Below are 22,960 nucleotides of genomic sequence, written 5' to 3' on the forward strand. Positions count from 1 at the left end.
TGGTCAGTCCCAGGGCATGACTGGCGCGTGCCAGCCGGTTTCGGCGATCCACGGCTCATCCAGCTCGACCTCGACGGGTGCGGGCTTGGGGACCGTGGGTGTCGGTGACGATTGTGACGCAGCGGATCCTTCCCGTGCCGCGAGCGCGGTCAGGGCGCCGTGAAGACGGACTGCCGCGTCGGCGATCGCCGATCCTGGGGCGTTGGCGTCTTCACCTTCGACCGACCGGATGGCGGGAGTGATCGCGCCAACCTGCGCAGCCTGCCAAGCCAGCGACCAGTTGGGGTACATCGACTGGATCGCGCGAAGACCGGCGAGGTTATAGACGAACGTGTCCAAAGGCTCGTTCTTCACGCTCTTGCGGAGATGTTCCCAGACGAGACGCCCCCCCTTCTCGACCTGATCTTCGGCGAGAACGCCGTCGATCCAGTGTCGTCCGATGCCCCGGGGATAGTGGACCGTGCCGGGGCCGGCCTCGGTGCGCAGGTAGGAGGAGATGGTGTCCTTGGCCTCGCGCGTACCGACGTTCCACAGCCGCACATTGGCATCGTTGAACTTCTCAAACGCCTTGGCCGACTGCGCTGCTCCCGCCCACGTGCGCCAGCTCTGGGCCCCGGTTTCGCGCAGGCCCTTCACGGCGAACAGGTGGATCCCGCGAGCGAACAAACGTGCACGATGTCGAGCGACGAACTCGGAAGCCTGGTCCGGGTTGTTGCCGGCATCGATGCAGACGTACATAGGCATGAACGGACGCTTGTCGGCGCGCTGCATCGCATGCTCGATGTAGGGGAGGATGACCCGCTCCCATTCCGACACGTCGCGGGTGTTTGCGGTCGTCTCGCGATAATCGAGGACGTAGACCTCCTCGCCTGCGCCCCAGCCTTTACGGTTCAGGGCGAAGCGCGATCCGGTCCCATCCGCCGAACCGAGCTGCACGTCGATGCCGACGCCCATCATGGCGACGCCCCAAGGCACAACGTATTCCCACTCGCCCGTCTGGTCGTCGATTATCCGGGTTTCCCAGATCTCGCCACGGGCATCGAGGTTGTCCGACGACAGTGCCTGCGACTTCGAATCCGCGTAGGGCAGACCGAGGATCGTGTTCCAGTACGCCCGCCGCTTCGACGGATCGCGGATGACTTCGACGAATTCGTGCGCCATCTCGGCAAGGCTGAACTGCGGACGATAGTACCGTCCGTAGTGCCCTGTCGCGATCCGGTTGGGGACCGGCATCTTCGTGCAAACCTGGCACCGCGCCCGGTCCACACCCCGGTCGCCATATCCGATAGACGGAACCCCCAAGGGCTCACCCCACGGCTGCCACTGGGCAGCGTAATCGCCCGGCGTCTGGTCGCAGGCCTCCCACCGCTCGCGCGGATCCTGCCAAACACCACAGCACTTGAACTTCTTCGTCGCCCGCCAGTGGATCGCGCCGGTACGCAGCATCCGCAGGCGCTCGGTGTTCGTGTGAACGTGCCGGCACTTCGGGCAGACGTAGCCCGCACCGTCGGGCATGAAGTCGCCGCGGGCATCGTCATCGCGCTTGGGGATATGCAGCGACGGCTCACCCGTCCTCTCCGGCTGCCACTCCATAAAGTGGTCATGCCGACATTCGGGATTCTGGCACTGGACGAAAGGCAACCGCTGGTCGCCGGACTTGTAGATCTTGTTGATCGACGGCAGGCCCTTGCCCCGGTCCTCGACCGTCGGCGACGAAACAGCCAGCAGCTTGTAGCTGTGTGCGAATTCGGGCGTCCTGCCCTTCGCGAGCAGGTACGTGTCGCCGTCGCCACCGGCGTTCCCGTGGCCATCGATCTCGTCGAGCAGCAGGTACTGATCGGCCACCATGGTAAAGCCGCCGCGCGCTTCCGTACCGACGGCGCGCATGCGGCCACCGGGGAAGCGCTTGCGGACGTTCGTGTTTCCGCTGGTCCGCGAGGTGTTGATCTTCGGCTTCAGGACGGGCGTCGCCTCGACCATCTGCATGAACTTCTCATCGGTGAACTGGACCGCGTCGGCGATCGTCGGACCGACGTAGAGGATAGGCCCCGGCGCGATGTGCATGACCCAGCCGGCGACCGACTCCATTAGGAACGTCTTGCCGGACTGGGTACAAGCCTGGATGCCGATCTCGCGAACGCCGGGCTCGGTGAACCACAGGAACGGTCCACGCGTAACCTCGAGATCTGCGATGCGGACCTTCGAACCGGGCGACTTCGAAAAGCGACCGTGGCGGCGTTTGCGCTCGGTCCATTCAACGAGGTTCAGCCGTTCCTCGCGGTGAAGCGCCTTACGGGCCGACTTGCGGAACGACAGGCGTGCGCGTTCGGCGCGACGGTCGTACCCCTCGCGGGGATGACGCGCCGACGTCGCGGCCATGATCTCGATGTTCCGCACCGCTTGGGCAACGCGAGGACCGAGGGCGGCGTACGAGGTGACGGTCGCGATCAGGCCCTCCCCTCGATCTCGACACCGCCCAGATACGGATGGCAGTCCTCGCAATTTGGATCGACGTGCTCGGCATTCAAATGCTCGAGCATCTTCTCGACCTCTTCGTCGATGCGGTCGCAGATCGCGTCAGGATCATCGACTATGGCTAGATCTTGCATCAGTTTCGCGCCAAGTCCGCGCAGATGGACCGCGACGTGCGTCGCGTCGTCCTCGTAGACGGCGACCGCCAGTTCGACCTCGATCAGCTTGCGGCGCTTCTCGTCGCGCGAATCCTCGATGATGTCGTTCTTCGCCCGCTCACCACGGATCTTCTCGAACTCGAGCTCACCTTTCGGGTCTGACGCTTCTTCGCGACCGGCGGCCCGCTCACGCGCCTTCACGAAACGGAACACGTCGGGCAGCGTGAAACCCTTGCCATCAACGCTGCGGGTCAGTCCCTCGCGCTCCATGTCGTACACCGTGTCACGATGTACATCGAGCAACTCAGCCAGAGCGGTCGGCGTATGGATGGGCGCAGATCTACGGCGTGAAGTGTCGGAAGGGGGTCGCCCGCGTTCCGACACTTTCACTTTGCGCGGCTTCGGCGCGGGCTTGGCCTTCGCCGCCTTTGCGATCGCGTCTTGCAGGTCGTTCGACACCAATGAAACCCTCGGGATTCTGCGGTTCCGGCTGGATGCACGGGGCCCATGGGGATTGTCGCAGGTGTCGTCCTTCCCGTGCGGCTTTAGGAAGGATCAGGACGCCGAAAGTGTCGGAATGCATTCTTGCGTCGAATTTCGCAGCTTTGGGTCGGGCTAGCGAACACCCCCGCATGTCATGGGTATACCCCCCTGGAAGGACCCGCTCGGCCTGTCTCCCTGTCGGCGTGTTAGCACCGGACAGAGCGCCCCCGCCTTCCCACAGAGACGGCCGGCCAAGCAGGCACGCTCCCTGTCGGATCGAACATCATCTCTGTCGTCGCCGTGTCACGGGGTCAGCGCCTGTCGGCACACGCCTGCTCGCAGTCGCAAGGTGGAGAGATGCACGGTCGAGCCGTGCGTATGGTGGAAATGACAGGGGTTCAGGCAGGCGCGCGGTGGCCGGCCCCGGAGTATGACGATGAAGACGAAGATACAGAAACAGCAGCAGCGCCGCATCGATACGATGGAGGGCTGGACGCAGGCGATGCCGCCCCGGGCGGGTGCACCGTTCGTCGCCGTGGACGCTGGTCCCGGTGTGCGGTGGGGAGTGCTGCGCCGACAGCTGGGCGACGGCATCCGCAACGACCTGACTGACTTCACGTTCAACAAGTTGCACCCGGTCGCAGCCGCGCGAGTCGGTGGCGCTGCGGATCCCTGGTCACCAACGGCGACGTACGAGGTCATGCTGCCCCAGGGCGCACCGTCCGACCTGCTCGAGGCCCGCCGCCTGGTCGAGCGGTACGAGGCGGAGTCGTTCCCCGGGATCAAGGATCTCGCCATCGTCTGCAACTTCCGCATCGACAAGACGGACGAGATCCTGACGGCGTGGTCGCGGGTGCGGGCGTTCGCGCGCAAGGCGTTCTGCGAGGATCGGTCGATGGCGGTGATCGCGGCACTGCACGTCCCTGCCCGCTCGGGCGTCCGCCGGGATGCGCACGTACATCTGGTTGCGCCGGCGAGGGAGCTAGGCAGTGGCGGCTACGGCGCCTTCCTGCGCCCGTTCTGCAGCGACGCCGGCGCGGCGATCATCCGAGCGGAATGGGCAGCCTGGGAGTGATCGTATGGGGTGGTCCACGGCGGGCCACCCCACTGACACGACGACGCTTGTCGAGCGCATCGATCGCTATATGGTGCCGCCAACAGCAAATGGGGGAATGGCGTTGGTCTTCGGGCTTCTTAACAAGGTGGTAATCAGCAAGTCGATCGACATGATCGCGAAGAAGGCGGCTAGCCCGGAAGCGTTCAACAAGGGTGTCTCGACGTCTTTCTCTACGCCAGAGGCGATCGAAGGTTACTTTCAGCGCTACGGGAGCACCGAACGCAAGTTCGATCGTCGCGCTCGTTTCCTGTTCGGATACGTCAAGGTCGAAGGCCGAGAGTTTCTTAGCTTGGTCTTTCCCGCACCGAACGCGACGACGCTGGCGAGCTTCGAACCAGACTTCCCGCCCGGGCAGGACTTTATGAGCCTGATGGCGCGGAAGGAGTTCGCTGATCGCATCGCTGGCGAGTTCGACAAGGCGTCTGCAGGTCGATGATGATGAGGGGCGGCGCCCGCAGGCCCGCCCCTCCACTTCGATACGCCGGAGATGTACCGGTGTGGCGGCAGTGATCCTCCCGTCGGCGCAGATGCCCGGCTTTACCTACCGGGCTAGAGGCTCGTTTCGCGCCACGTGGGCCTGGAGAGCCAAGGGCGATCTGGTCAGCCGCCGTAAGTCATGTCGTCCTCCGCCCATCGCGCCGCCAGCCGAAGTTTGGTCATCGCGTCGATCGCACCGCTGGCGAGAACGCCGGGCAAGGCCTGGTGAGCCCACTCGGATTCCAGGTCAGGGTGTCGAAGCGCCGCCGCGAGCGTATCGACGCACTCGTCACGGAACAGGTGATCAACCGACAACAGGGCGCGCTCGCCGACAGCGTAGAAGGCCTCGCCGTAAACGAAGGCCGGTCGGAGACAGGACGTGCTGCCTTCTCCCATTTCGCGGTCAACGTTCCACACCAGCCGACAGAAGCGGACATCTTCACGGGCCACCTCGTTCCACGACCCAAAGCCGCTGCGGTGCAACCTGTATCCCGTTTCCCATTCATAGGGCAGCGGGACTTCCTCGCCGAACAGGTTCATGGTCGTTGGCCTCACGCCCGTGCCTCCGCCCATCGCGCCGCCAGCCGCATCTTCGTCATCGCGTCGATCGCGTCGCTGGCGAGCAGGTTCGGCACGACGATATCGAGCCAAGCCAGCGACTTGTCCGGATCCAGGGCGTCTGCGATCTCGACCAGGCTGTAGCGACGAGCTAGATTGCTCTCGATGTCGCCAACGCGGCACCACGGCTTGTCACGGGTGCCATGCTCGTCGAGCAGGTAGCCGAGCGGCTCATGGACACATTCCACGTCGAGAAGGTCGCCGAACGGGTTGACGCGCACAACCCGCTGCAGGTCGGTGCCGTCGCGGGTGACGAGATCGCCAGCTTTGAACGGGGCTGGCAAAGCCATCTGCTTTATGGGCGGGTAGCCGGCCGAAAGCATGTACCTGGGCGTCGTTCCGGGAGCGCGGGTCGCACGATGGATGCCCATCGCCAACGATGCCTTCACCAGATCGGCTACAGTAAGCTGTCTGATCACGCTGCCCTCCGCAGCTGCTCGCCCGGCTGCCACGTCCGCCGTCCCGGCACGTGCCGCGGCGCGTCGCCGGCGATGCACTCCACCAGCACCAGCGCGCCGATCGGGTCGCCGTCCTCGTCGACTTGGCCACAAGGGCAGTCGATCACGCGGAACGTGCCGGTGCGGCTGGTGACGGTCGCTCCGTTGGCGATGAGGCCGGTCATGCTGCCGCTCCCTTCCAGAAGATCGAGGTCGGATAGGCGGCGGCGAGGCGCATCATGGTCATGCCGTCCAGCGTGGTCCGCATCACCGAGTAAGCACGCTCGACCAGATCTGCCTCAATCCAGCGCTTGTTGACGAGCAAGTCGCCTTTCCACCAGAGCTTCATCTGGAGTTCGCGGGTCTGCTGCATGATGATGCCGTGGATGCGATCGATGCCGAGCGCCTCAACGATCATCTTGAACTCGACAGGGTCAACCTGTCCCACCATCGGCTGGTCCACCCAGGTGATTTCCGGCTCGCGAGCGCGGCGCATGCGAGGTCCGCTCGCAGCGATGCAACGCGCCTCGGCGAGCACGAAGTCCTTGCCTGCATGTCCGCGCTTCTTGTCGGCCGCGCGACGCTGGGTGCGGTTCACGACCTGCGGCTGTGTGTAGTTCACGAGCGCACCGCCCGCGACAGCTCGCGATCCACGCGCATCGCCACCGCCGCCCGGATGCGCGGGCCGGCGAAACCGCCGACATCGTCGCGGAAGTGCAGCGGCGGAGCCTTGAAGTCCACGGTGTCGCTGAACAGCAGCAGCGGCTTGATGCCGCGCCCGCTCTCGTTGCGCTGCCACACGCCGCCGTGCAGCTGGTTGTTCATGCGCGCCAGGAATGTGCGCGGGAGCTTGAGGGCGCGCTTCACCGCGCCGCGCCCGGCCGAGCCCAGGTTGTTCTGGACGATCTCGGCGATGGGGATGACGATGGCCTCGGAGCCGCTGCCGCGCGACGCGCCGGCGTTCGCCTTGGTCAGCTTGCCGCCGAACTCCGCGTACTGGAGATACTTGGCGCGCTGGTCGCTGACCTTCACGACCGCCTCGGGCGTCGCCTGCGTCGCGGCGGCTCGGTCGACCTGGACGCCGCGCGCGGTGAAGGTGCTGGGCCGGTCGAGGCGGCGGGGCAGCTGGCCCTTCTCGAACCTCATCGCGCCGAAAGCGACGTCGTTGATCCCGCGCACCGTGCCGTGATGGAGCGCGGGGCCGACGCGTCCGAGGCTGCGCAGTGCGCGGCGGGCGTCGATCTGGATCAGCGGTGCGGCCATTGCGTGGTCCTTGCGTTAACGAATTGTCCTGATATTACAACCTGGCGATGTTGCCGTAAATACCCCCCTCGGACATGTCGCGCGCTTTTTTGGACGACGGCAACGCGGTCGCGACACATCGCCGAATATGCGAACCGCGAAGACCGATGCCGCAGGGGATTGACGAGGTGGTAGCAGCACCCCACGGTCGTCCTGTACGAAATCGCGACGTCGCGAACCTTTCCGATGTTAAGGGACCGGGACGGGCTCAGCACACTGCACTGTACCGATCATCAGCTGACCTTCCACGTCACTGAGCCCGTCCCGGTCCTGATCTTCCAAACCGCCACCGCTTCGTATATGTACCCATACACAGGCAGGAGGCGTCAGCCTCTCCTGCCTGTGTATGTATATACATACGGAAAACACTAGACACTAAACACCGCCGTAATCACCCCGCCAAGACGGCAAAAACTCCGACGGCGCTTGGCTTTTTAGCGAGTTCCCCGGCCTGTTGTGACCGTCTAGTGAAGCACGGCGCTAAGGTTAGCTGCACTAGACCGCGCTAAGGTGGCTTGACGCCAGAACCTCATACTTTGCGGGCGTTTCGAGCAGTCATTGAGGTCAGAATCAGAAACTAAGGTTAGCGTCTAGTGCGCTAGACTGCTCGCGGACCCGTCAAAACGCTAGACATCCTCCCCCCATCCATCGGCTACGGTCCTCCGGATTTGATGTTGTCCTGATATGGTCGTTGATGGAGGGGCTTGTCATTAGCCCGGATCCGATCCACCATGGTTCCACAAACGTTCCGCACGAGGCGGCGCGTCGGGAACCGACTGCTTGTATCAGCGCATCAACACAATGGGCGCGACGCCCGCCACCGCCGACGACGGCGCGCCGACGGCCGAAGAGCTGATCGCCGCCTACGACGTGCCCGCGCACCGACACGCCGCTGTGCGACGGGAACTCGCGGCCTATGGTCGCCGACGCGATCTGACCGGCGGGATCCTGGGCTCGATCAAAGTCAGCGCCTCTCGTGAAGGCGGACGCGGCTTGAAGGATCGCCTGCGCCGCATGGCCGGGCCGGTCGGCGTCGCCAGCCTGATCGACAGTGGTCGCGCGATGCTGGTCGTCAACGAAGCCGGCGTGCCAGGCGCGCTCGCGATCGGTGCCATGCTGATGACGGCCAGTACGTCGCGACAGCTCGACGGCTATGACACGGTCTCGCTACGGTGCCTGGGGCAGCAGGTGATAGACAGCTGCCTGGCAGGAACGGAGGAGGCCGAAGTTGATCGTGATTCGGCGCACACCTACGCGACGCTGATCGACTGCCTGCTGCGCGACGGGTCCGGTGACGACGAAGATCGCGAGATGCTGGCCTCTTTCGAGGCGATGACCCACCTGGCATCCATCGATCACCGCATGGCCGCGCGCTTCCTGCTAAAGGTGGTGGAACGCGTCGAGGCGGATGGCCCCTGGGTCGACACCGCGCCTGACACAGAAACCGATATCGTCGATCGCATCTTCCTCCAGCTCGAACTGAGCGGCCTGCTCGACCAGCTAGCCGCCGATCCCGTCGTCCTCGCCTCGATCAACCAGCGTCGGGAGGATCAGCGCGCTTGGCGCGCCGCCAAGCGCCTCGCCGACCGCGATGCCGCTGCCGCCCTCGAGCCGTCGCCGCTCCTTCCCGGACTCTGCTGAAGAAAACGACGATCCTGTTCGAAGGGGTTGTTGCCTACAGGCAACATTGCGCCTATATTGATGGGACGGGGAACGAGGGCGCGAAGATGACTTTTCATGACAAGGATCTGCAGGCCAAGGCGGACGAGACGAGCGGTCGCAAGCCGTCGCAGGGGGTGACGTTCGCCTTTCACAGCCCGGACGACGAAGACGGGCCGATCGCGATGCCGGAGGAGCGCGAAGAGCGCATGACGGTGGCGGGCTTGCTGTGCCGCACTGGCCTCACGCTGATCTTCGGCAAGGGCAATTCCATGAAGACGTGGTACGCCCTGTCGGTCATGGTCCACTGCGCCGCCGTTGGTTCGAAGGCACCGACGCACGTCTACGATCCGCAGACCGGCTTGGAGATCGTCAGGCGCGGACGTTCGACGATCTACACGGCGGAGGACACATACGAGCGCGTCGATCGCCGCGTCTGGTCAATCATCGTCAACGATCTCGGCATGGATCCGGCCGGCGACGATGCCAAGGCCACCCGCAAGCGCATCCGGGTGATCGCGCCGTTGAGCATGACCGACGAGCAGTTCCCCTTCGACACGGCCTACCTGTTCGACGACGAAGGCGCATCCGGAAGGTTCGCGGCCAACGACAAGTGCAAGGCGCTGGTCGACGACATGAACCGGCACAATGCCGGACGCGAGGCCGACGATCCTGAGCGCCATATCCTTCTCGTGGTGGACTCGGTGACCACGACCGGCGGCATGGAGCTGACGGACAACAAGGAATCGACTGTCTTCTGCTGGTTCCTCAACAAGAAGGCGATCGCAGGCGATTTTGCCGTTCTCGCTCTCGCCCACTCCGTCAAGTCGGCGAACCCTGACAAGCTGGACCCGGAGGCAGGTCGGGCCGAGCGGCTGGCCGGCGGGTTCGCGTGGTCGACCAACGTTCGTGCGACCATCGAGGTACGTCGTCCACTCGGCAGAAGCTATACCAAGGGTCGCGGCGGCAAGATCGTCGCCGACGAGTGGTGGGAGTCGATGGGCCTGCCGCAGGAGCATTCCCGCGCGATCTGCGTACAGATCGCCAAAGAGAACGTCGGTGGCCTTCCGGATCTCAAGATGTGGTTCTCGCCCCGTCGTGTCGGTGCGGGCGCGTTCCACGACATTACCAACCTGATGCGGCACAAGCCGCGTAGCTTCGTCCAGTACCTCGAATGGAACGCTCAGGCTTCAGCGGCAGCCTCGAACGGAGCGATCAGCGACGTGCCTGCGGTCACGCCTTCGAACGTCGACCGGTCGCTCGCGCTGGCACTGGTGCTGAAGATCGCGACGCACATCGCCACGGTCGAGAAGAAGCCGATCACGGCGAACATGGTGCAGAACCGCCTGAAGGACGAATTTTGGAAGCAGGACACGCCGGCGCTGGTCGGGCTTAAGCCGGCGAAGGGCGGCATCGCCGACAACGGTACCAGGGGTGGGAAGGAAATCGAGGGCACGTCCCGCTGGCTGCTCGATCGCCTTGTTGCTGACGGTGTGATGATCAGCGTCGGCCGGTCGGAATACGCGATCAACCCTGCCTTCGGTGCCGACGACGAGGAGGACGGCCAGTGAACAGCATCGATCCGCAGTCCCGCGAAGCCGCCGACCTGATGGCCCGTGTCCGCGTCGCCATGAAGGAGCAGAACGTCAACCAGTCTGAACTGGCACGTCGCTGCGGCTTCTCGCGCGCTTACATCTCGCGGCTGTTCAGCAGCGGCGATGACCGCCGCGAAGCGACGCTGCCGACGGCACTGCTCCTCGCCCACAAGCTGGGCGTGGTTAGGATCATCGCTGAAGAAGGCGGGCGATAGCCATCCCGCGATCAAGCTACACCCGTCCGGCGTGAAGAGGGTCGGAATCCTCCCCTGATGACAGTCGGAGGATGAAAGATGGACGAAGGCAAGCCGATCGCGATCTCGGCGATCGAGGAGACGGTGGACGGGCTGTACGGAGCGGCCGACATGGGTGGCGGCGTGACGATGTGGTGCCGCCGCAAGGAGGTTCTGGAACGGCACGAGCGGCGCGCGGACGGTCATTGGCGACCGATGCTTTTCGAGGACGTGCAGCGGCTTCACGCCGTCGGCGCCATCGACCGGGGCGTGATGGACCGGATGGAGGTCCGGCTGCTGAGATGATGCGCTGGCAGGGGCCGCGCTCGGTCCTCGTCCCCTCGGCCATCGTCCTGATCGCCGCCGCCGCGACCGGCGTGACGGTCCGCACACGATATCCGACCAGCACGTTCGTCGCGGCCGAGATAGACCGGCAGGCATGGGCTCGGATCAGGACCTCGGTAGAGGATAGTCCCGTGAGCGGGGTCGCCCCCTTCCATATGGTTGCCGATAAGCAACAGGTCGTGAACGGAAGAACGAAGCGCGAATCTCCTGTCGACAGATCTCGAAAAATGGACCCATCATCTTCGAGAGGTCCTGCCGCGAGGTCGGTCCACCGGATGCCAGCGCCAGAGTAGAATCGAAGCCATGTCGTACCATTTCCCGCCCCGTCAGATGCGCGCTCCGGCTGCCGCCTACTACTGCGGCGTGAGCGAGAACGCCTTCCTCGATCGCGTGAAGGCCGGCATCTATCCGGCCGGAATCCGCGATGGTGGCTGCCGCGTCTGGCTTCGCGACGACCTCGACGCGATGATCGACCGTCAGCACGGCGTCGTCGACGGCGATGCGGCCAACGATCGCGATCGTGATGCTGCGGATCCGTTCGCGGCCCGGTTCAGCAAGGCAAGCTGACGTGGCGGACGCCACCCTTCCGTACACCATGACGATCCGGAAGACCGGTGGGCGCAAAGGCACCCGCGAGCTTTGGTATTTCCGTCACGCCAGCCTTCCCGGCCCACCTACTCGCCTGCCCGGTTTGCCGGGTGAGCCGGCGTTCAATCGCCTGTACGAGCAGCTCAAGGCCCAGGTCGAGAAGACGACCATCGCGGCGAAGCAGGCTGCCGACGAAACCTCGATCCGGTCCCTGGTCAATCTGTACCGCGCGTCGGACGAATGGACGCAGCTGAGCGCGAAGACACGCACCGACTATGGCCGCGAACTCGACCGGCTGTGTGACATGGTCGGCGATCTCCCATATTCCCGCCTAACCTCCGCCGGCGTCCGCGCGCTCCGCAAGCAGGTCAAGGCCGCGACCGTCGCGTCACGACAGGCGGCGATCGATGCCCGTGCCGCGCGCGATGCCGCCGTCGACGACGCTTGGGAAGCGCGTGTGGCTCGCCTGCGCGCCAAGGACAAACCGATCCCGGAAAGGCCCAAGAACAAGCGAAAGCCACCCGCACCGATCACCGAGACCACGGGCGCGCGAACCGCTGATTATTTCAAGTCGGTCGTATCCACGCTCATGGAATGGTCGATCAATCAGGAGCTGGTGACGGTCAACGCCGCTTTCGGCGTGAAGAAGCTGCATCGGAAGAAGAACGTCGACGGTCGCAAGCCGTGGACCGAGCATCAGATCCAGCATGCGATCGATCACGGCCCCCGCCACATCCGCGACGGTGTGATCCTCGGCGCGTACACCGGCCAGCGGCTGCGGACCTGCTGCAACATGACGAAGGCGCAGTGCGTCGGCCCCATGGTGCGCATCCGACAGGAGAAGACCGGCAACCTGGTTGACGTCGTCGCCACCGGCCCCCTAGTCAACCTGGTCGCGCGTCGCCGTGGATCGAACGACGATGACGACGCCGCTCAGCTGCTACTGCAGGACGACGGCAGTCCCTACTCCGAACGTCTGTACAGTGACCACCTGCGCAGATGGCTGGACGATCAGGGCTGGCACGACATCAGCTTCCATGGCCTGCGCTACAGCGCCGCCGGCACGCTCAACGAGGCGGGAGCGACCGTGGCGACGATCACGTCGATCATCGGTCACAGCACCTACCAGATGGCGCTCAAGTACCTGTCGGCGCGGGAGGAGCAGCAGAGGGCGGCCGCAATTATGAAGGAAGCTGCTAAACGAAGGGAAAGCGAAGAATGAGCGACGACATGGTCTGGCATCCGTGGGCCACGCTGGTCGACGATCTCGATGTCTTCTCGCCGAATCTTTGCAAGCGCACCAACGCCGTCGACGTCACCGGGCTCGGAACCTGGGTGAGGCTGAACAGCGCAAGCAATCAGGCGTTCGCGCTCGTGGTCCAGCGACGTGACGACGGCTCGCATTGGCGCAGCTGGTGTACACTGGATCAGGCCCTGCCCTACATCGCCAGGATCCTGCGGGCGCACCCGTCCGGGCGCGAAAAGGTCCTCGCGGACATGTCGCGCCTCCTTGGCCCTCTGATCGTGATGCGGTTCTCGGCCAGCATGCGAGCGGGTGACGTATGATCGAGGAGGATCGCTGGGAGGAGAACAATCTGTTCGGTGGCCATTCGTTCGAGGGCGTCGACATGGATGCCTTGCGCATGGGCCACTCAGGCTACACCTACTTCGCAGGCGGAGACGTCATCGCGATTATCATCGAACCGGTGCCGTTCGACGAGAGCGGTCCCAAAGCAAAGGTCATCGAGCGCCGATCACCCACTTCGCACTGGCAAGCATGGTGTTCGATTAGCGAAGCACTGCCCTTCATAGCGCGTGCGCTCGGCTCCTCGGCGAACGAAGAATCGAAGCGGACCACGATCGATGCCCTCTCCAGGTACTTGGATACGCTGGCTTTGCTGAGGTTCGCCGCAACCCTCGGCTGAAGTGAGTGCAAACGGTTTGGCCGAGGTGCAAACGGTCGTTGCAAAAGCCAATGGATGCAGGCATGTTAACACGCTGTTGGACGTGGCCCGCCTGACTCTTAATCAGCGGGTCCTTGGTTCGAGCCCAAGTGCGTCCACCATCATCCCCCTTTATTCCTGATCAATGGTCCTCCGGAAAGGGGCGATACCAATCGCGTTCGGTCGGCAGGTCGGGCCCCGGAGCAAAACGTCGTATGAGCGCGAGATTGAGCCGTTTGATACGACCGTAATGTGGGCTGCAATTGCCGCGCCCCGACGTCACCCGCTCCCCTCTGATTCGCTCGAATGCGACCGGCGCCCCATCAGTGCACCCCTCATCGGCACCCGGCCAGCCATCGGTCAGCCGATCCATCACATCCGCATATCGGCGATAGTCCCATGCCGGAACCGTGAAAGCTCGGGGGTGAACGACGGCCTCAGGCGTTCGACTGCCCAAGACATAAAGCGAGCCCTTCGCCGACTTCGCGCCCTGTCTCAGCGATAAGGTGAAGGCGTAATCGCTTTGGCTGAAACTGGGTGTGACGACGAAACGAAAGCCATCCCCATGCAGAGACGCGATCGGGAGCAACTGCCTCAGATAGTCCAGCAGATCGTCATTCGGAAGGCGAGTGCCCCGCTTGAGTGGCCCGTCCTGTGTCTTGGACCACTCCCACCAAGATCGGGTACGACGCGCCTCATCCCATTCATCCCAGCAAATGGCACCGATGATGAACAGAATTTGGATCGCGACTAGCGTCGTCGTCACATAGCCGACGCGATGCAGCCATTGCAGCCGGGCAGGAGAGCGACGATGCTGAGACGCATCCTGCTGCGGTACGTCGCTCATCCCCCGCTTCCCGACCACAATCGCACTAGACTAGTTTGGCCGCCGATCCAAAACACCTGCCCCCTGCCCCGAAGGCGGCACTGGCGGGGTTGACGATTTCGCGTCGCTGACCGCCTCGTCATACCAGCGTGACAGGTCGACCTTCATGCTCCGCAGCGCGTCGGGGTTGAGATAGGTCATGTGGCCCGCGGGATAGTAAGTGAACCGCAGATTCGCCTGCTGCGCGGGTTCCAGCATCATATGGCCCAAGTCGTTCTCGGTCCCGAAGAATGGCGTCGCCATGTCGTAATAGCCGTTCATCGACAGGACCTTGAGATACGGGTTCGCCCGCATCGCGGCGCCCAGATCGATCGCGGTGTTGGGATTGTTCTGCGACCCGTCGGGCGACTTGTGCTTCCAGTTCCACGTCCAGCCCGCCGCATCGCGGGCCGACAGGCGATAGGGCAGTTCGGTCTTATAACCGAGCGTCGACTGCAAATAATCCTGGAAGGACGCGATATAAGCCCCTGAAATCGCGTCGGAAGAAGCGTCCGTCTCGGGTCGCTCGCCCGCCGCATCGGTGTCGATGCCCAGATAGCGCGAGTCGAACCGGCCCACCGTCCGCGCCGAGCCGCGCAGCAGCTCCTTCTGGAAACGCGGCAGGTCGATGCGCAGGTTGGCGCGCTTGATGAAGTCGGGCGAGATACCGATCAACCGGCTCATCTGCTCGGCGATCTGGTCACGTTCCTGCGGCGAGATGCTCTGCCCCTTGGCCAGTGCCGACATATAGGGCCCGACCGCAAAGGCGCGCGCCTGCGCCACCACCGTCGCGACATCGGCGGGGCGATCGGCCAGGCGATTGTGATACCAGGCGGTCGCGGCATAGCTGGGCAGGTAGTTGAGATAGACCTGGTCAAGCCCCGGCTGGCGATAGCCATAGTTCATGATCGAGCTGAGCAGCACGACGCCGTTCAGCGCCATGCCCTTCTCCTGCAACTGATAGGCCAATGCGCCCGAGCGGAGCGTGCCATAGCTTTCGCCGAGCAGGAATTTGGGGCTCATCCAGCGGCCATATTTGGTGACATAGCGCTGGATCGCGCCCGCGAAGACATCGACATCCTCGTCCACGCCGTAAAATTGCGCGGGCTTCATATCGCCCAGCGGCCGCGAATAGCCGGTGCCGATCGCGTCGAGGAAGACGAGGTCGGTCTTGTCGAGCAGCGAGTCCGGGTTGGGCCCGACATCATAGGGGGCGGGACGCACGAATTCCGGACTGGTGGTGCGGATGCGGATCGGCGCGAAGGATCCCATGCGCAGCCAGAAGGAGGGCGAACCCGGGCCGCCATTGTACAGGAACGTCACCGGCCGCTTGGTACCGGGCTTCACCCCTTCCAGCGTATAGGCGGTGTAGAACATGGAGGCGGTCGGCTTGCCCTCGATATCGCGCACGGTCAGCGTGCCCGCCGAGGCGACATAGGGATAGGCGCGCCCGTTGATCGTCACGCTGTCGCGGTGGCGGACCTCCGCCTCCTCCAGCGGCGCGCGGGCCCAGGCGGCCTCCGCCTCGGCCTTGGCGGCTTCATGATGCGAAGCCTTTTTCTCCCCCTCCTCCTGGGCGGCGAGCGGGGCGGTCAACGCGGTGGCGGCAAGGAGAAGGACAAGGCTTTTGCGGATCACGTAACGCTCACGATTGGATGACGGAGCCGTCATCGTTTCGTGTTTCGGCATTGGAAGCAAGAGTCTGCAAGAATCTGGGGCAGTTATTGCGTTCGCCTACCCGCCTCAGCGACGCCGGAGGCCGGGCGCCCCCCTTACCCCGGGCCGTACCCCGGCGAAGGCCGGGGCCCAGTTACCACCCGGACGAGATGGCGCCTTTCGTCGGCGTGGCAGGCCAATCGACACTGAGCACCTTAGCCTCCCCCCTCGCCATTCTCCTTCCCTCTCAACTTCTTCGCAACTGGACCCCGGCTTTCGCCGGGGAGCAGAGAACGTGAAGTTTTCCCCTGGCCTTTCGATTTCGCTCAGGCTGAACGGCAATTAGAGATGGGTGGGGGGCTGGCGGGGGGAACGGCCCCCGCCAGCCTCTATATCAGCGCGCCAGCCAAGCCTGCACGGCGGGCTTCAACCGATCGGCCACCGCCTTGCGCACCGCGATCTGCGACACCGAACGCTTGGCCCCGCCACGCGAGCCTTCGGGCAGATTGGCGGCGGCCCAGCTTTCGATCTTGCCGGGCATGGCGGGGTCGTTCGATCCCGCGCCCAGCCCGACGATGAAGCTAGCACGGTTGCTTTCCTCCAGGAAGCTATCGACCAGAGGCTTGTTCGCCACCGCCCAGTCGAACGCCATGTCGGGATGCGCGCCCGCGATCGAGCGAAGCAGCGCGGCGCGCTGCGGCGGGGTGAAGGTCTCGCTCTTGAGCAGGTTCAGCGCCCGGCGCGCTGCGCTTTCGTCCTCGGCATAGCCGAGCAGCGCGACGAGGCGATTCTTGACCACCGGATTGCGCTCGGCCTTGGCGAGGTCGAGCAGCTTGTCCCACTCGGCGGGCGTCGCGCGGGTAGCATAGGTCGCCAGGATCGGCTGGCGGATCGCGCCCGGAATCGCATTCGGGTTCTTCGCCAGTGCCGCGACATAGCCGCGGGCCCGCGCTGCGACCATCGCGTCGCCGTTGGTGCCCAGACGCCCGATCAGCGTCTCCCGCAGGTTGGAGACCAGCGCGCTGTCGTCCGGCTTGGGCTCGAATCCGATCCGGGCCAGCACCGGAGACAATAGGGCGGCGACCTTCGCCCGCAGCGGCTTTTCCAGCGGCGTGCCCTCGTACAGTCCGTCCAGACGCGCCAATTCGCCCGCGACCGTTTGCCATTCCAGCGGATCGGCTTCGGGTCGAACCTGTGCCATCAGATCGAACCAGCGGGCCAGATTCTGATAGCCGCCCGCCGCCAGCGCATAATCATCGCCCAGCGTGCCCAGGCGATCATCCAGCGAGAGCTTGGCATAGTCGCGCACGATCGCGGCATGGCCCGCATCGTCATACATGACGCGGGTATAGGAACCCTTGCCGCGATTGAGGACCAGCGTCCCGCAGCCGCCGACCGTGACCGGCGCCGGCGCCGCCCCCGTGACGATGGCGCTGGTTTCGCCCCCGCCGATCGTCGCCACGCGGATCGGCACGTGCCAGGTCTGCGCGGCCTTGGAGGCCTCATCCAGACCGAAGCGTCCCTGGGACAGCATCGCGACCGTCTTGCCACCCTCGCAGCGCGAACCCGACAGGGTGATCAGCGGGACGCCGCCCTGCAGCGTGAAGTCGTTCGCGATCGTCGCGACATTGGTGCCCGACGCCTTGGACAGTTCCTCCCAAAGCTGATCGGTGACGGTGTTCTGGTATTTGTACTTGGCCATATAGGCGCGAATGCCCTTGCGGAACGTGTCCGCGCCCAGCGTGGACTCAAGCATCCCGATCACCGCCTGCCCTTTCAGATAGGTGATGCTGTCGAACGCCTCGCCGATCTGGTCGACGGTCTCGACCTTGCGGATGATCGGATGGGTGGCGCTGGTCGCGTCGATCCCCATCGCCGATTCGCGCTCGCCAGCGACGCTGGCGGCGGCAGCTTCCCAGGCGGGGTTCAGGTCGTTGGAGGCCTTGCCCTCCATCCACGAGGCGAAACCTTCGTTCAGCCAGAGGTCGTCCCACCAGCGCGGGGTGACGAGATCGCCAAACCATTGGTGCGCCATCTCATGCGCGACGACGGTGTGGATGCGCTGGCGATTGCTCTCCGACATGACCTGCGGATTGAAGAGCAACTCGTTCTCGAAATAGAAGATCGCGCCCCAATTCTCCATCGCGCCGAAGAACTGGCTGGAGCCGGGCCCCGCGATCATGTCCATCTTGGGCAACGGATAGGGCGTGCCGAAATAGTCGTTGTAATAGGACAGCAGCTTGGTCGCCGCGCCCAGCGAATAATCGCCCTGGTCGACCACGCCCTTGCGGCTGACCACGCCGATCTGGACGCCGCCCGCGTCCACCGTCTTGCGGTCGAGATTGCCCGATCCGAAATAAAGCAGATAGCTCGACATCACCGGCGTCTCGTCGAAGCGATAGAGCTGCGTCCCGTCCGCCTGCGGGGTGATCGACGCGGCGGGCATGTTGCTGATCGCGCGCTGGCCCTTGGGGGCGGTGGCGGTCAGGCGGAACTTGGCCTTGAAGGCGGGCTCGTCCCACATCGGCGCGAAGCGGCGCGCGTCGGGCGCCTCGAACTGGGTCGCCAGCATGCGATCGGGCGTGCCGTCGGCATTGGTATAGTCGATCGCGAACAGGCCGTTGGCCGAACGGTTGATCGTCCCCGTCCAGGCGAAGCCCACCTTGTGCCGCCCGACCGCGGCCGCCTGTGGCAGAGTCAGCGTCACCGTCTGCGCATCCTTGTCGAGCGCGAAAGGCACCGGCTTTCCGTCGAAGGTGGCGCGGGTAATCTTCAACTCGGCCGCATTCAGGACGATCGTCGCGGTCGCCTGGCGCACGTCGACATCGACGGTTTCCTCGCCGGAAAAGCTCATCGCCTTGGCATCGGGCCGGACGGTGATATCGTACAGGATCGGCGCCACCGTCTGCGGCAGCTGACCCGCCGCCAGAGCCGGGGTGGAAACGGTCAGGACAAGCAGGACCGAAAGGGCGGACTTCATCGCGTTCAAAGCCTTTCAACTAGGAATGGCAAAGCTCTACGCGCTCGACAGCGCAAAGCAAATGACGCTCATGTCATAAAGTTACATGGTCCAACCCTTCTGCTGGACAGGCTTTCCGTTTACGTTATCGTCAACTCATGAGCCTGCCCCCCGCCTTGAGTCGTCTCGCGCTGCCCGTCATCGGGTCACCGCTGTTCATCATCTCGAACCCCGATCTGGTCATTGCCCAGTGCAAGGCGGGGATCGTCGGCTCGTTTCCGGCGCTGAATGCACGACCCGCCACCTTGCTCGACGAGTGGCTGCACCGCATCACCGAGGAACTGGCGGCTCATGACCGCGCGCATCCCGATCGGCCCGCCGCTCCCTTTGCGGTCAACCAGATCGTGCACCGCTCCAACGACCGGCTGGAGACCGATCTGGCAACCTGCGCCAAGTGGAAAGTCCCGATCGTTATCACCTCGCTGGGCGCGCGGGAGGATGTGAATGCGGGTGTCCATGGCTGGGGCGGCATCACCTTGCACGACGTGATCGACGATCGCTTCGCGCGCAAGGCGGTCGAGAAGGGCGCGGATGGCCTGATCGCGGTGGCGACGGGCGCGGGCGGCCATGCGGGGCGTCTATCCCCCTTCGCGCTGGTACAAGAGATCCGGGCCTGGTTCGACGGGCCATTGGCCTTGGCGGGATCGATCGCGACCGGTGACGCGATCCTGGCCGCCCAGGCAGTGGGCGCCGATCTGGCCTATATCGGCTCCCCCTTCATCGCCACGGTCGAGGCCAATGCGGCGGACGCCTATAAGCAGGCGGTGGTCGAGGGCCGCGCGAGCGACATCGTCTATTCCAGCCTGTTCACCGGCGTTCATGGCAATTACCTTCGTGCGTCGATCGTCGCGGCAGGACTCGATCCCGATCATCTGCCCGAAGGAGACGCCGCGACCATGAACTTTGGCGGCGGACAGGCGGCTAAGGCCTGGCGGGACATTTGGGGTGCGGGTCAGGGGATCGGCGCGATCGACCACATTGCGCCTGCGGCCGAGCGGATAGCCACGCTCGCCGGGCAATATGACGCCGCCCGGGCGCGGCTGCTGACTTAAAACGCGTGGATCAGCCGCGCCTGTAGGCTCTGGACCGGGCTTCCCACCGGTCTTGCATCGTCGGCCATCCGGTCGAGCCGTTCGACACGGCGATGCAGGTCGAGACTGGCCTGGGTCAGGCGACGGGCATGAACCGGAAGCTGTTCGACCCGTTGCGCATCCGTTTCGGGCGAACGGCCCAGACGCCGTACCGGCTCCCGCGCCTCCGTCCAGTCCAGTTCCCCCGCATCCACGGCCCGCTGGGTCAGCACCCAGGCCAGGACATGCATCAGCCGCGTCGTCACCTTGAGCGACTCGCATGAAAAGGTAACGCGAAGGACGGGGCTGAGCCCGTCACGATCCTGACGCCCGATCCCGTCGAAATAGCTGCGTGCCGCCTCGGCCAGCATCATTGTCTCGGCATAAAGGCCATCGATCAGCCGGGTCTGGAAATGGCTTTCGATCGGGGGATGCAGCATGGCTTTGACGCTCGCATGGGGCCGCCGCCTCGGGCAAGTGGGCGGATCGGGGGACTTGTCCCGATCCGGCGCGGTCAGGCGATGATGTCGGGGATCAGCCGGTCTTCCAACTCCACCAACTCGTCCCGGAGCCGCAATTTGCGCTTCTTCAGTCGCGCAATCTGCAATTGATCAGGGGTCTGCGCCATCAACAGTGCCGAGATGGCATCGTCGAGATCGCGATGCTCGACACGCAACATATCGATCCGCGCGCGCGCCAGCGTGACGTCCATCCTGCACCCCCTGATGGGTCGACGCCGCGAAGCACGCCGTCTCCACGCCCCTCTAGCAAGCCTGTCGCGCCACGGCGAGAGGTCCCAACATGTCATCGGGCCAAATCGCTCGACCGGTCGATTTTCGTGAAAATGAGGGGGGACAGATCGCCCTTTTGGTGTTTTACTCCTTGTCCCAAAGCAACGACAGGAGGTTGAAGCCCTATGCATACGGCGCATCAAACGGCCCTGGAGACCAAGCACGCCACGCTCGACCGGCGCATCAGCGCCGAATCACAGCGCCCCGTGCCGGACACTCAGATTCTGGCGGATCTCAAGAAGCAGAAACTGAGGCTGAAGGAAGAGATTCAAGGCCTATAGCCTTGGCTGGCCGCGCGGGTCATCGGACCTGCCGCGGCCTTTATACCCGGCGATGGCCGGGCATTATGGAATTGCGCGATCATGGCCCTGTTGCGGCCCCGCCCCATGGGAGGCAGATCGGCGAGACTGACCGCCCAAGCAGTCACCCCCTTAAACGGCATCGATCAGTAGCTGAACGGACGCGTGCGCAAGCCCGTCGCCGCCTTGGCATATTCTGGGGTCGTCGTGCCGCCGCCCACTGGCTTGCGAACCAGCTTGGGATCGATCGGCCGGTCGAACGCGACGCCGATACGCCCCTGGGTACACCAGGCGACCCGGCCGGAGACCGGACCGATGCCCCGAAGATCGACCATGATCGGCGCACCGATTTCCACCGCGACGGGCAGTTCGGCCATCAGCCCGCCCTCGGAGATGTTGCGCACCCGCACTTCGCGCGGCGCCGTATCGCCGCTCAATGTCATCTGCGCCATCAGCAACAGGCTGTCGCGCTGACCGGCGCGGTCCGCCCGGTCCTGCTCGTCGTCCGCCATCGGTTTCCCGTCGCCGGGTTCGCGGTTCATCGCGTCCATATCGAAATCCGTCGGTGCCCCAAATTGCTCGCGCGACCATGCACTACCGGCGATGGCCTTGCCAATTCCTTAATCTAGGATGAGCCACAGGGGTTGTCGCCCTTTGGGGCAAGCCGGATGCGCCCGACCGACGCCTTCCGCCGGTCAACGCCCGATCAAGCGCGATGAACCGGCGGCATGACGGATCAGTCGTCGCGCGAAACCTTTTCGTTTCGCTCGTGACGTTCCTGCGCCTCGACCGTCATGGTCGCGATCGGGCGTGCTTCCAGCCGACCCAGGCTGATCGGTTCGCCCGTCACTTCGCAATAGCCATATTCGCCCTCGTCGATCCGACGCAGCGCGGCGTCGATCTTGGAGATCAGCTTGCGCTGGCGATCACGGGTGCGAAGCTCGATCGACCAGTCGGTCTCGCTCGATGCGCGATCGGTCAGATCGGGCTCGCGCAAGGAGTCGATCTGAAGCTGCGACAGCGTGCCCTGCGCCTCTCGCTGGATGGATTCCTTCCAGTCCAGCAATTTGCGTCGGAAATACGCCTGCTGCTTCAGGCTCATGAAAGGCTCGTCCGCGCTGGGACGATAATTTTCATCGATATCGTTGGCCACATCCGGGCCGGTGGAGTCCGTCACGCGATTAAACACCGTCGCCATACCATCCTCCCAAAGGGCCCGTCAGTGCAACGGTCGGCACCGTGTCCTCGGGGCCGCCCCCTAATGGTCGAGAGCGCCTATAGTCGGTGCCACCGTCTGCCGCAAGCGACCGGCATTTCATCGTAATCACTTATTCTATAATAATATTGCGACGTGAATGAGAAATGGACGAAAGCGCCAGCCAATCGTCAGATTCCACACCCGATCCTCGAATCCGCGCTGGGCGACCGACCGGTCGCCTCGAACCGGATTCGGACCAGAAGGCGCGAATCCCAAAGCTGAACGGGCAACCGAACAATGGTGTTGGACCTTAAAGCTTTCTTGGTCAGTATGATGACAGAGACGACCCCATGGAGGCCGTGCAGGCGGCCGGACGGCAACCCCGTCCCCTTGCCCGGTTTGAGGATGTGACGATGTCAGTGCGAATGGCCTTGGCGAAGCTGACGGCATGTGCCGCAGGCGGCGCCGTGATCGGCGGAGGTGCCGTCCATATGGTGGACCATCCCCAGCGGCCGCCCCTGGTCAAGCAGACCAAGGTCAAGAAGAAGCGGATCGTGCATCGTCCTCCTCCGCCTCACCCGGCGCGACGTATCATCACGCGTCGGACGACCACCACCACCACGCCGCCGCCGACC

General features: G+C 64.4%; 26 protein-coding genes. 12 read left to right on the forward strand and 14 right to left on the reverse strand.

Annotated elements, in window-relative coordinates:
* Nucleotides 1-3: 3 nt before the first annotated feature.
* Entirely contained in the window at nucleotides 4-2,397 is a 2,394-nt protein-coding gene (locus tag NZL82_RS01640) for a phage terminase large subunit family protein (RefSeq protein WP_261268034.1), read from the reverse strand.
* A gap of 50 nt (nucleotides 2,398-2,447) precedes the next feature.
* Nucleotides 2,448-3,089, reverse strand: coding sequence for a hypothetical protein (locus NZL82_RS01645; protein WP_261268035.1), 642 nt, complete (start codon nucleotides 3,087-3,089; stop codon nucleotides 2,448-2,450).
* A gap of 460 nt (nucleotides 3,090-3,549) precedes the next feature.
* On the opposite strand from NZL82_RS01645, the gene NZL82_RS01650 reads away from it, so the two are divergent.
* Nucleotides 3,550-4,188, forward strand: coding sequence for a hypothetical protein (locus NZL82_RS01650; RefSeq protein ID WP_261268036.1), 639 nt, complete (start codon nucleotides 3,550-3,552; stop codon nucleotides 4,186-4,188).
* Between the two features lie 4 nt (nucleotides 4,189-4,192).
* Nucleotides 4,193-4,666, forward strand: a complete 474-nt coding sequence (locus tag NZL82_RS01655) for a hypothetical protein (RefSeq protein ID WP_261268037.1) — start codon at nucleotides 4,193-4,195, stop codon at nucleotides 4,664-4,666.
* 164 nt (nucleotides 4,667-4,830) lie between these two features.
* Here NZL82_RS01655 and NZL82_RS01660 read toward each other — a convergent pair whose 3' ends face one another.
* Genes NZL82_RS01660 through NZL82_RS01680 form a run of 5 tightly spaced genes read right to left on the reverse strand, consistent with a single transcriptional unit; the run spans nucleotide 4,831 to nucleotide 7,025 of the window.
* Nucleotides 4,831-5,247: a hypothetical protein gene (locus tag NZL82_RS01660; RefSeq protein ID WP_261268038.1), complete on the reverse strand. Its 417-nt coding sequence runs from the start codon at nucleotides 5,245-5,247 to the stop codon at nucleotides 4,831-4,833.
* An 11-nt stretch (nucleotides 5,248-5,258) separates the two neighbouring features.
* Entirely contained in the window at nucleotides 5,259-5,744 is a 486-nt protein-coding gene (locus NZL82_RS01665; protein WP_261268039.1) for a hypothetical protein, read from the reverse strand.
* Nucleotides 5,741-5,947 carry a hypothetical protein gene (locus NZL82_RS01670; protein WP_261268040.1) on the reverse strand — a complete coding sequence of 69 codons (207 nt, stop codon included), beginning with the start codon at nucleotides 5,945-5,947 and terminating at the stop codon, nucleotides 5,741-5,743. Before NZL82_RS01670 ends, NZL82_RS01665 begins: the two co-directional genes overlap by 4 nt.
* Entirely contained in the window at nucleotides 5,944-6,360 is a 417-nt protein-coding gene (locus NZL82_RS01675) for a hypothetical protein (RefSeq protein WP_261268041.1), read from the reverse strand. Before NZL82_RS01675 ends, NZL82_RS01670 begins: the two co-directional genes overlap by 4 nt.
* A gap of 20 nt (nucleotides 6,361-6,380) precedes the next feature.
* Nucleotides 6,381-7,025: a hypothetical protein gene (locus NZL82_RS01680; protein ID WP_261268042.1), complete on the reverse strand. Its 645-nt coding sequence runs from the start codon at nucleotides 7,023-7,025 to the stop codon at nucleotides 6,381-6,383.
* 819 nt (nucleotides 7,026-7,844) lie between these two features.
* On the opposite strand from NZL82_RS01680, the gene NZL82_RS01685 reads away from it, so the two are divergent.
* The 8 genes from NZL82_RS01685 to NZL82_RS01720 all read left to right on the forward strand — a co-directional run bounded on the left by NZL82_RS01685 (nucleotide 7,845) and on the right by NZL82_RS01720 (nucleotide 13,409).
* Complete coding sequence (locus NZL82_RS01685; protein WP_261268043.1) at nucleotides 7,845-8,705, forward strand: hypothetical protein; 861 nt, start codon at nucleotides 7,845-7,847, stop codon at nucleotides 8,703-8,705.
* 86 nt (nucleotides 8,706-8,791) lie between these two features.
* Complete coding sequence (locus NZL82_RS01690; protein ID WP_261268044.1) at nucleotides 8,792-10,294, forward strand: AAA family ATPase; 1,503 nt, start codon at nucleotides 8,792-8,794, stop codon at nucleotides 10,292-10,294.
* Entirely contained in the window at nucleotides 10,291-10,533 is a 243-nt protein-coding gene (locus NZL82_RS01695) for a helix-turn-helix domain-containing protein (RefSeq protein ID WP_261268045.1), read from the forward strand. Before NZL82_RS01690 ends, NZL82_RS01695 begins: the two co-directional genes overlap by 4 nt.
* A gap of 78 nt (nucleotides 10,534-10,611) precedes the next feature.
* Complete coding sequence (locus tag NZL82_RS01700; protein WP_261268046.1) at nucleotides 10,612-10,857, forward strand: hypothetical protein; 246 nt, start codon at nucleotides 10,612-10,614, stop codon at nucleotides 10,855-10,857.
* 342 nt (nucleotides 10,858-11,199) lie between these two features.
* A complete protein-coding gene (locus tag NZL82_RS01705; RefSeq protein WP_261268047.1) occupies nucleotides 11,200-11,463 on the forward strand; it encodes an AlpA family transcriptional regulator in 264 nt (87 codons plus the stop codon).
* Nucleotide 11,464: 1 nt separating this feature from the next.
* Nucleotides 11,465-12,706, forward strand: coding sequence for a tyrosine-type recombinase/integrase (locus NZL82_RS01710; RefSeq protein WP_261268048.1), 1,242 nt, complete (start codon nucleotides 11,465-11,467; stop codon nucleotides 12,704-12,706).
* Nucleotides 12,703-13,050 (forward strand): hypothetical protein, encoded by a 348-nt coding sequence (locus NZL82_RS01715; RefSeq protein ID WP_261268049.1) that lies wholly within the window; start codon nucleotides 12,703-12,705, stop codon nucleotides 13,048-13,050. Before NZL82_RS01710 ends, NZL82_RS01715 begins: the two co-directional genes overlap by 4 nt.
* Nucleotides 13,047-13,409 carry a hypothetical protein gene (locus NZL82_RS01720; protein WP_261268050.1) on the forward strand — a complete coding sequence of 121 codons (363 nt, stop codon included), beginning with the start codon at nucleotides 13,047-13,049 and terminating at the stop codon, nucleotides 13,407-13,409. Before NZL82_RS01715 ends, NZL82_RS01720 begins: the two co-directional genes overlap by 4 nt.
* 160 nt (nucleotides 13,410-13,569) lie before the next feature.
* Here the strand turns inward: NZL82_RS01720 and NZL82_RS01725 are convergent, their stop codons facing one another.
* The 3 genes from NZL82_RS01725 to NZL82_RS01735 all read right to left on the reverse strand — a co-directional run bounded on the left by NZL82_RS01725 (nucleotide 13,570) and on the right by NZL82_RS01735 (nucleotide 18,928).
* Nucleotides 13,570-14,274, reverse strand: a complete 705-nt coding sequence (locus NZL82_RS01725; RefSeq protein ID WP_261268051.1) for a hypothetical protein — start codon at nucleotides 14,272-14,274, stop codon at nucleotides 13,570-13,572.
* 30 nt (nucleotides 14,275-14,304) lie between these two features.
* Nucleotides 14,305-15,963: a S10 family peptidase gene (locus NZL82_RS01730; RefSeq protein ID WP_261268052.1), complete on the reverse strand. Its 1,659-nt coding sequence runs from the start codon at nucleotides 15,961-15,963 to the stop codon at nucleotides 14,305-14,307.
* A 379-nt stretch (nucleotides 15,964-16,342) separates the two neighbouring features.
* Nucleotides 16,343-18,928 carry a M1 family metallopeptidase gene (locus NZL82_RS01735; RefSeq protein ID WP_261268053.1) on the reverse strand — a complete coding sequence of 862 codons (2,586 nt, stop codon included), beginning with the start codon at nucleotides 18,926-18,928 and terminating at the stop codon, nucleotides 16,343-16,345.
* 137 nt (nucleotides 18,929-19,065) lie between these two features.
* On the opposite strand from NZL82_RS01735, the gene NZL82_RS01740 reads away from it, so the two are divergent.
* A complete protein-coding gene (locus NZL82_RS01740) occupies nucleotides 19,066-20,019 on the forward strand; it encodes a nitronate monooxygenase family protein (protein ID WP_261268054.1) in 954 nt (317 codons plus the stop codon).
* Here the strand turns inward: NZL82_RS01740 and NZL82_RS01745 are convergent.
* Together NZL82_RS01745 and NZL82_RS01750 are read right to left on the reverse strand one after the other, a co-directional pair.
* A complete protein-coding gene (locus NZL82_RS01745; protein WP_261268055.1) occupies nucleotides 20,016-20,477 on the reverse strand; it encodes a DUF1465 family protein in 462 nt (153 codons plus the stop codon). The genes NZL82_RS01740 and NZL82_RS01745 overlap by 4 nt on opposite strands.
* A gap of 74 nt (nucleotides 20,478-20,551) precedes the next feature.
* Nucleotides 20,552-20,749: a YdcH family protein gene (locus NZL82_RS01750; protein WP_261268056.1), complete on the reverse strand. Its 198-nt coding sequence runs from the start codon at nucleotides 20,747-20,749 to the stop codon at nucleotides 20,552-20,554.
* Nucleotides 20,750-20,953: 204 nt separating this feature from the next.
* Between NZL82_RS01750 and NZL82_RS01755 the strand changes: the two genes are divergently transcribed.
* Nucleotides 20,954-21,109, forward strand: a complete 156-nt coding sequence (locus tag NZL82_RS01755) for a YdcH family protein (RefSeq protein WP_261268057.1) — start codon at nucleotides 20,954-20,956, stop codon at nucleotides 21,107-21,109.
* A 164-nt stretch (nucleotides 21,110-21,273) separates the two neighbouring features.
* Here the strand turns inward: NZL82_RS01755 and NZL82_RS01760 are convergent, their stop codons facing one another.
* Nucleotides 21,274-21,678 (reverse strand): PilZ domain-containing protein, encoded by a 405-nt coding sequence (locus tag NZL82_RS01760; RefSeq protein ID WP_261268058.1) that lies wholly within the window; start codon nucleotides 21,676-21,678, stop codon nucleotides 21,274-21,276.
* Nucleotides 21,679-21,863: 185 nt separating this feature from the next.
* Nucleotides 21,864-22,325 carry an RNA polymerase-binding protein DksA gene (gene dksA, locus NZL82_RS01765; RefSeq protein ID WP_261268059.1) on the reverse strand — a complete coding sequence of 154 codons (462 nt, stop codon included), beginning with the start codon at nucleotides 22,323-22,325 and terminating at the stop codon, nucleotides 21,864-21,866.
* Between the last annotated feature and the right edge of the window lie 635 nt (nucleotides 22,326-22,960).

The organism is Sphingomonas sp. LC-1 (assembly GCF_025371035.1).
GTDB lineage: Bacteria > Pseudomonadota > Alphaproteobacteria > Sphingomonadales > Sphingomonadaceae > Sphingomonas > Sphingomonas sanguinis_E.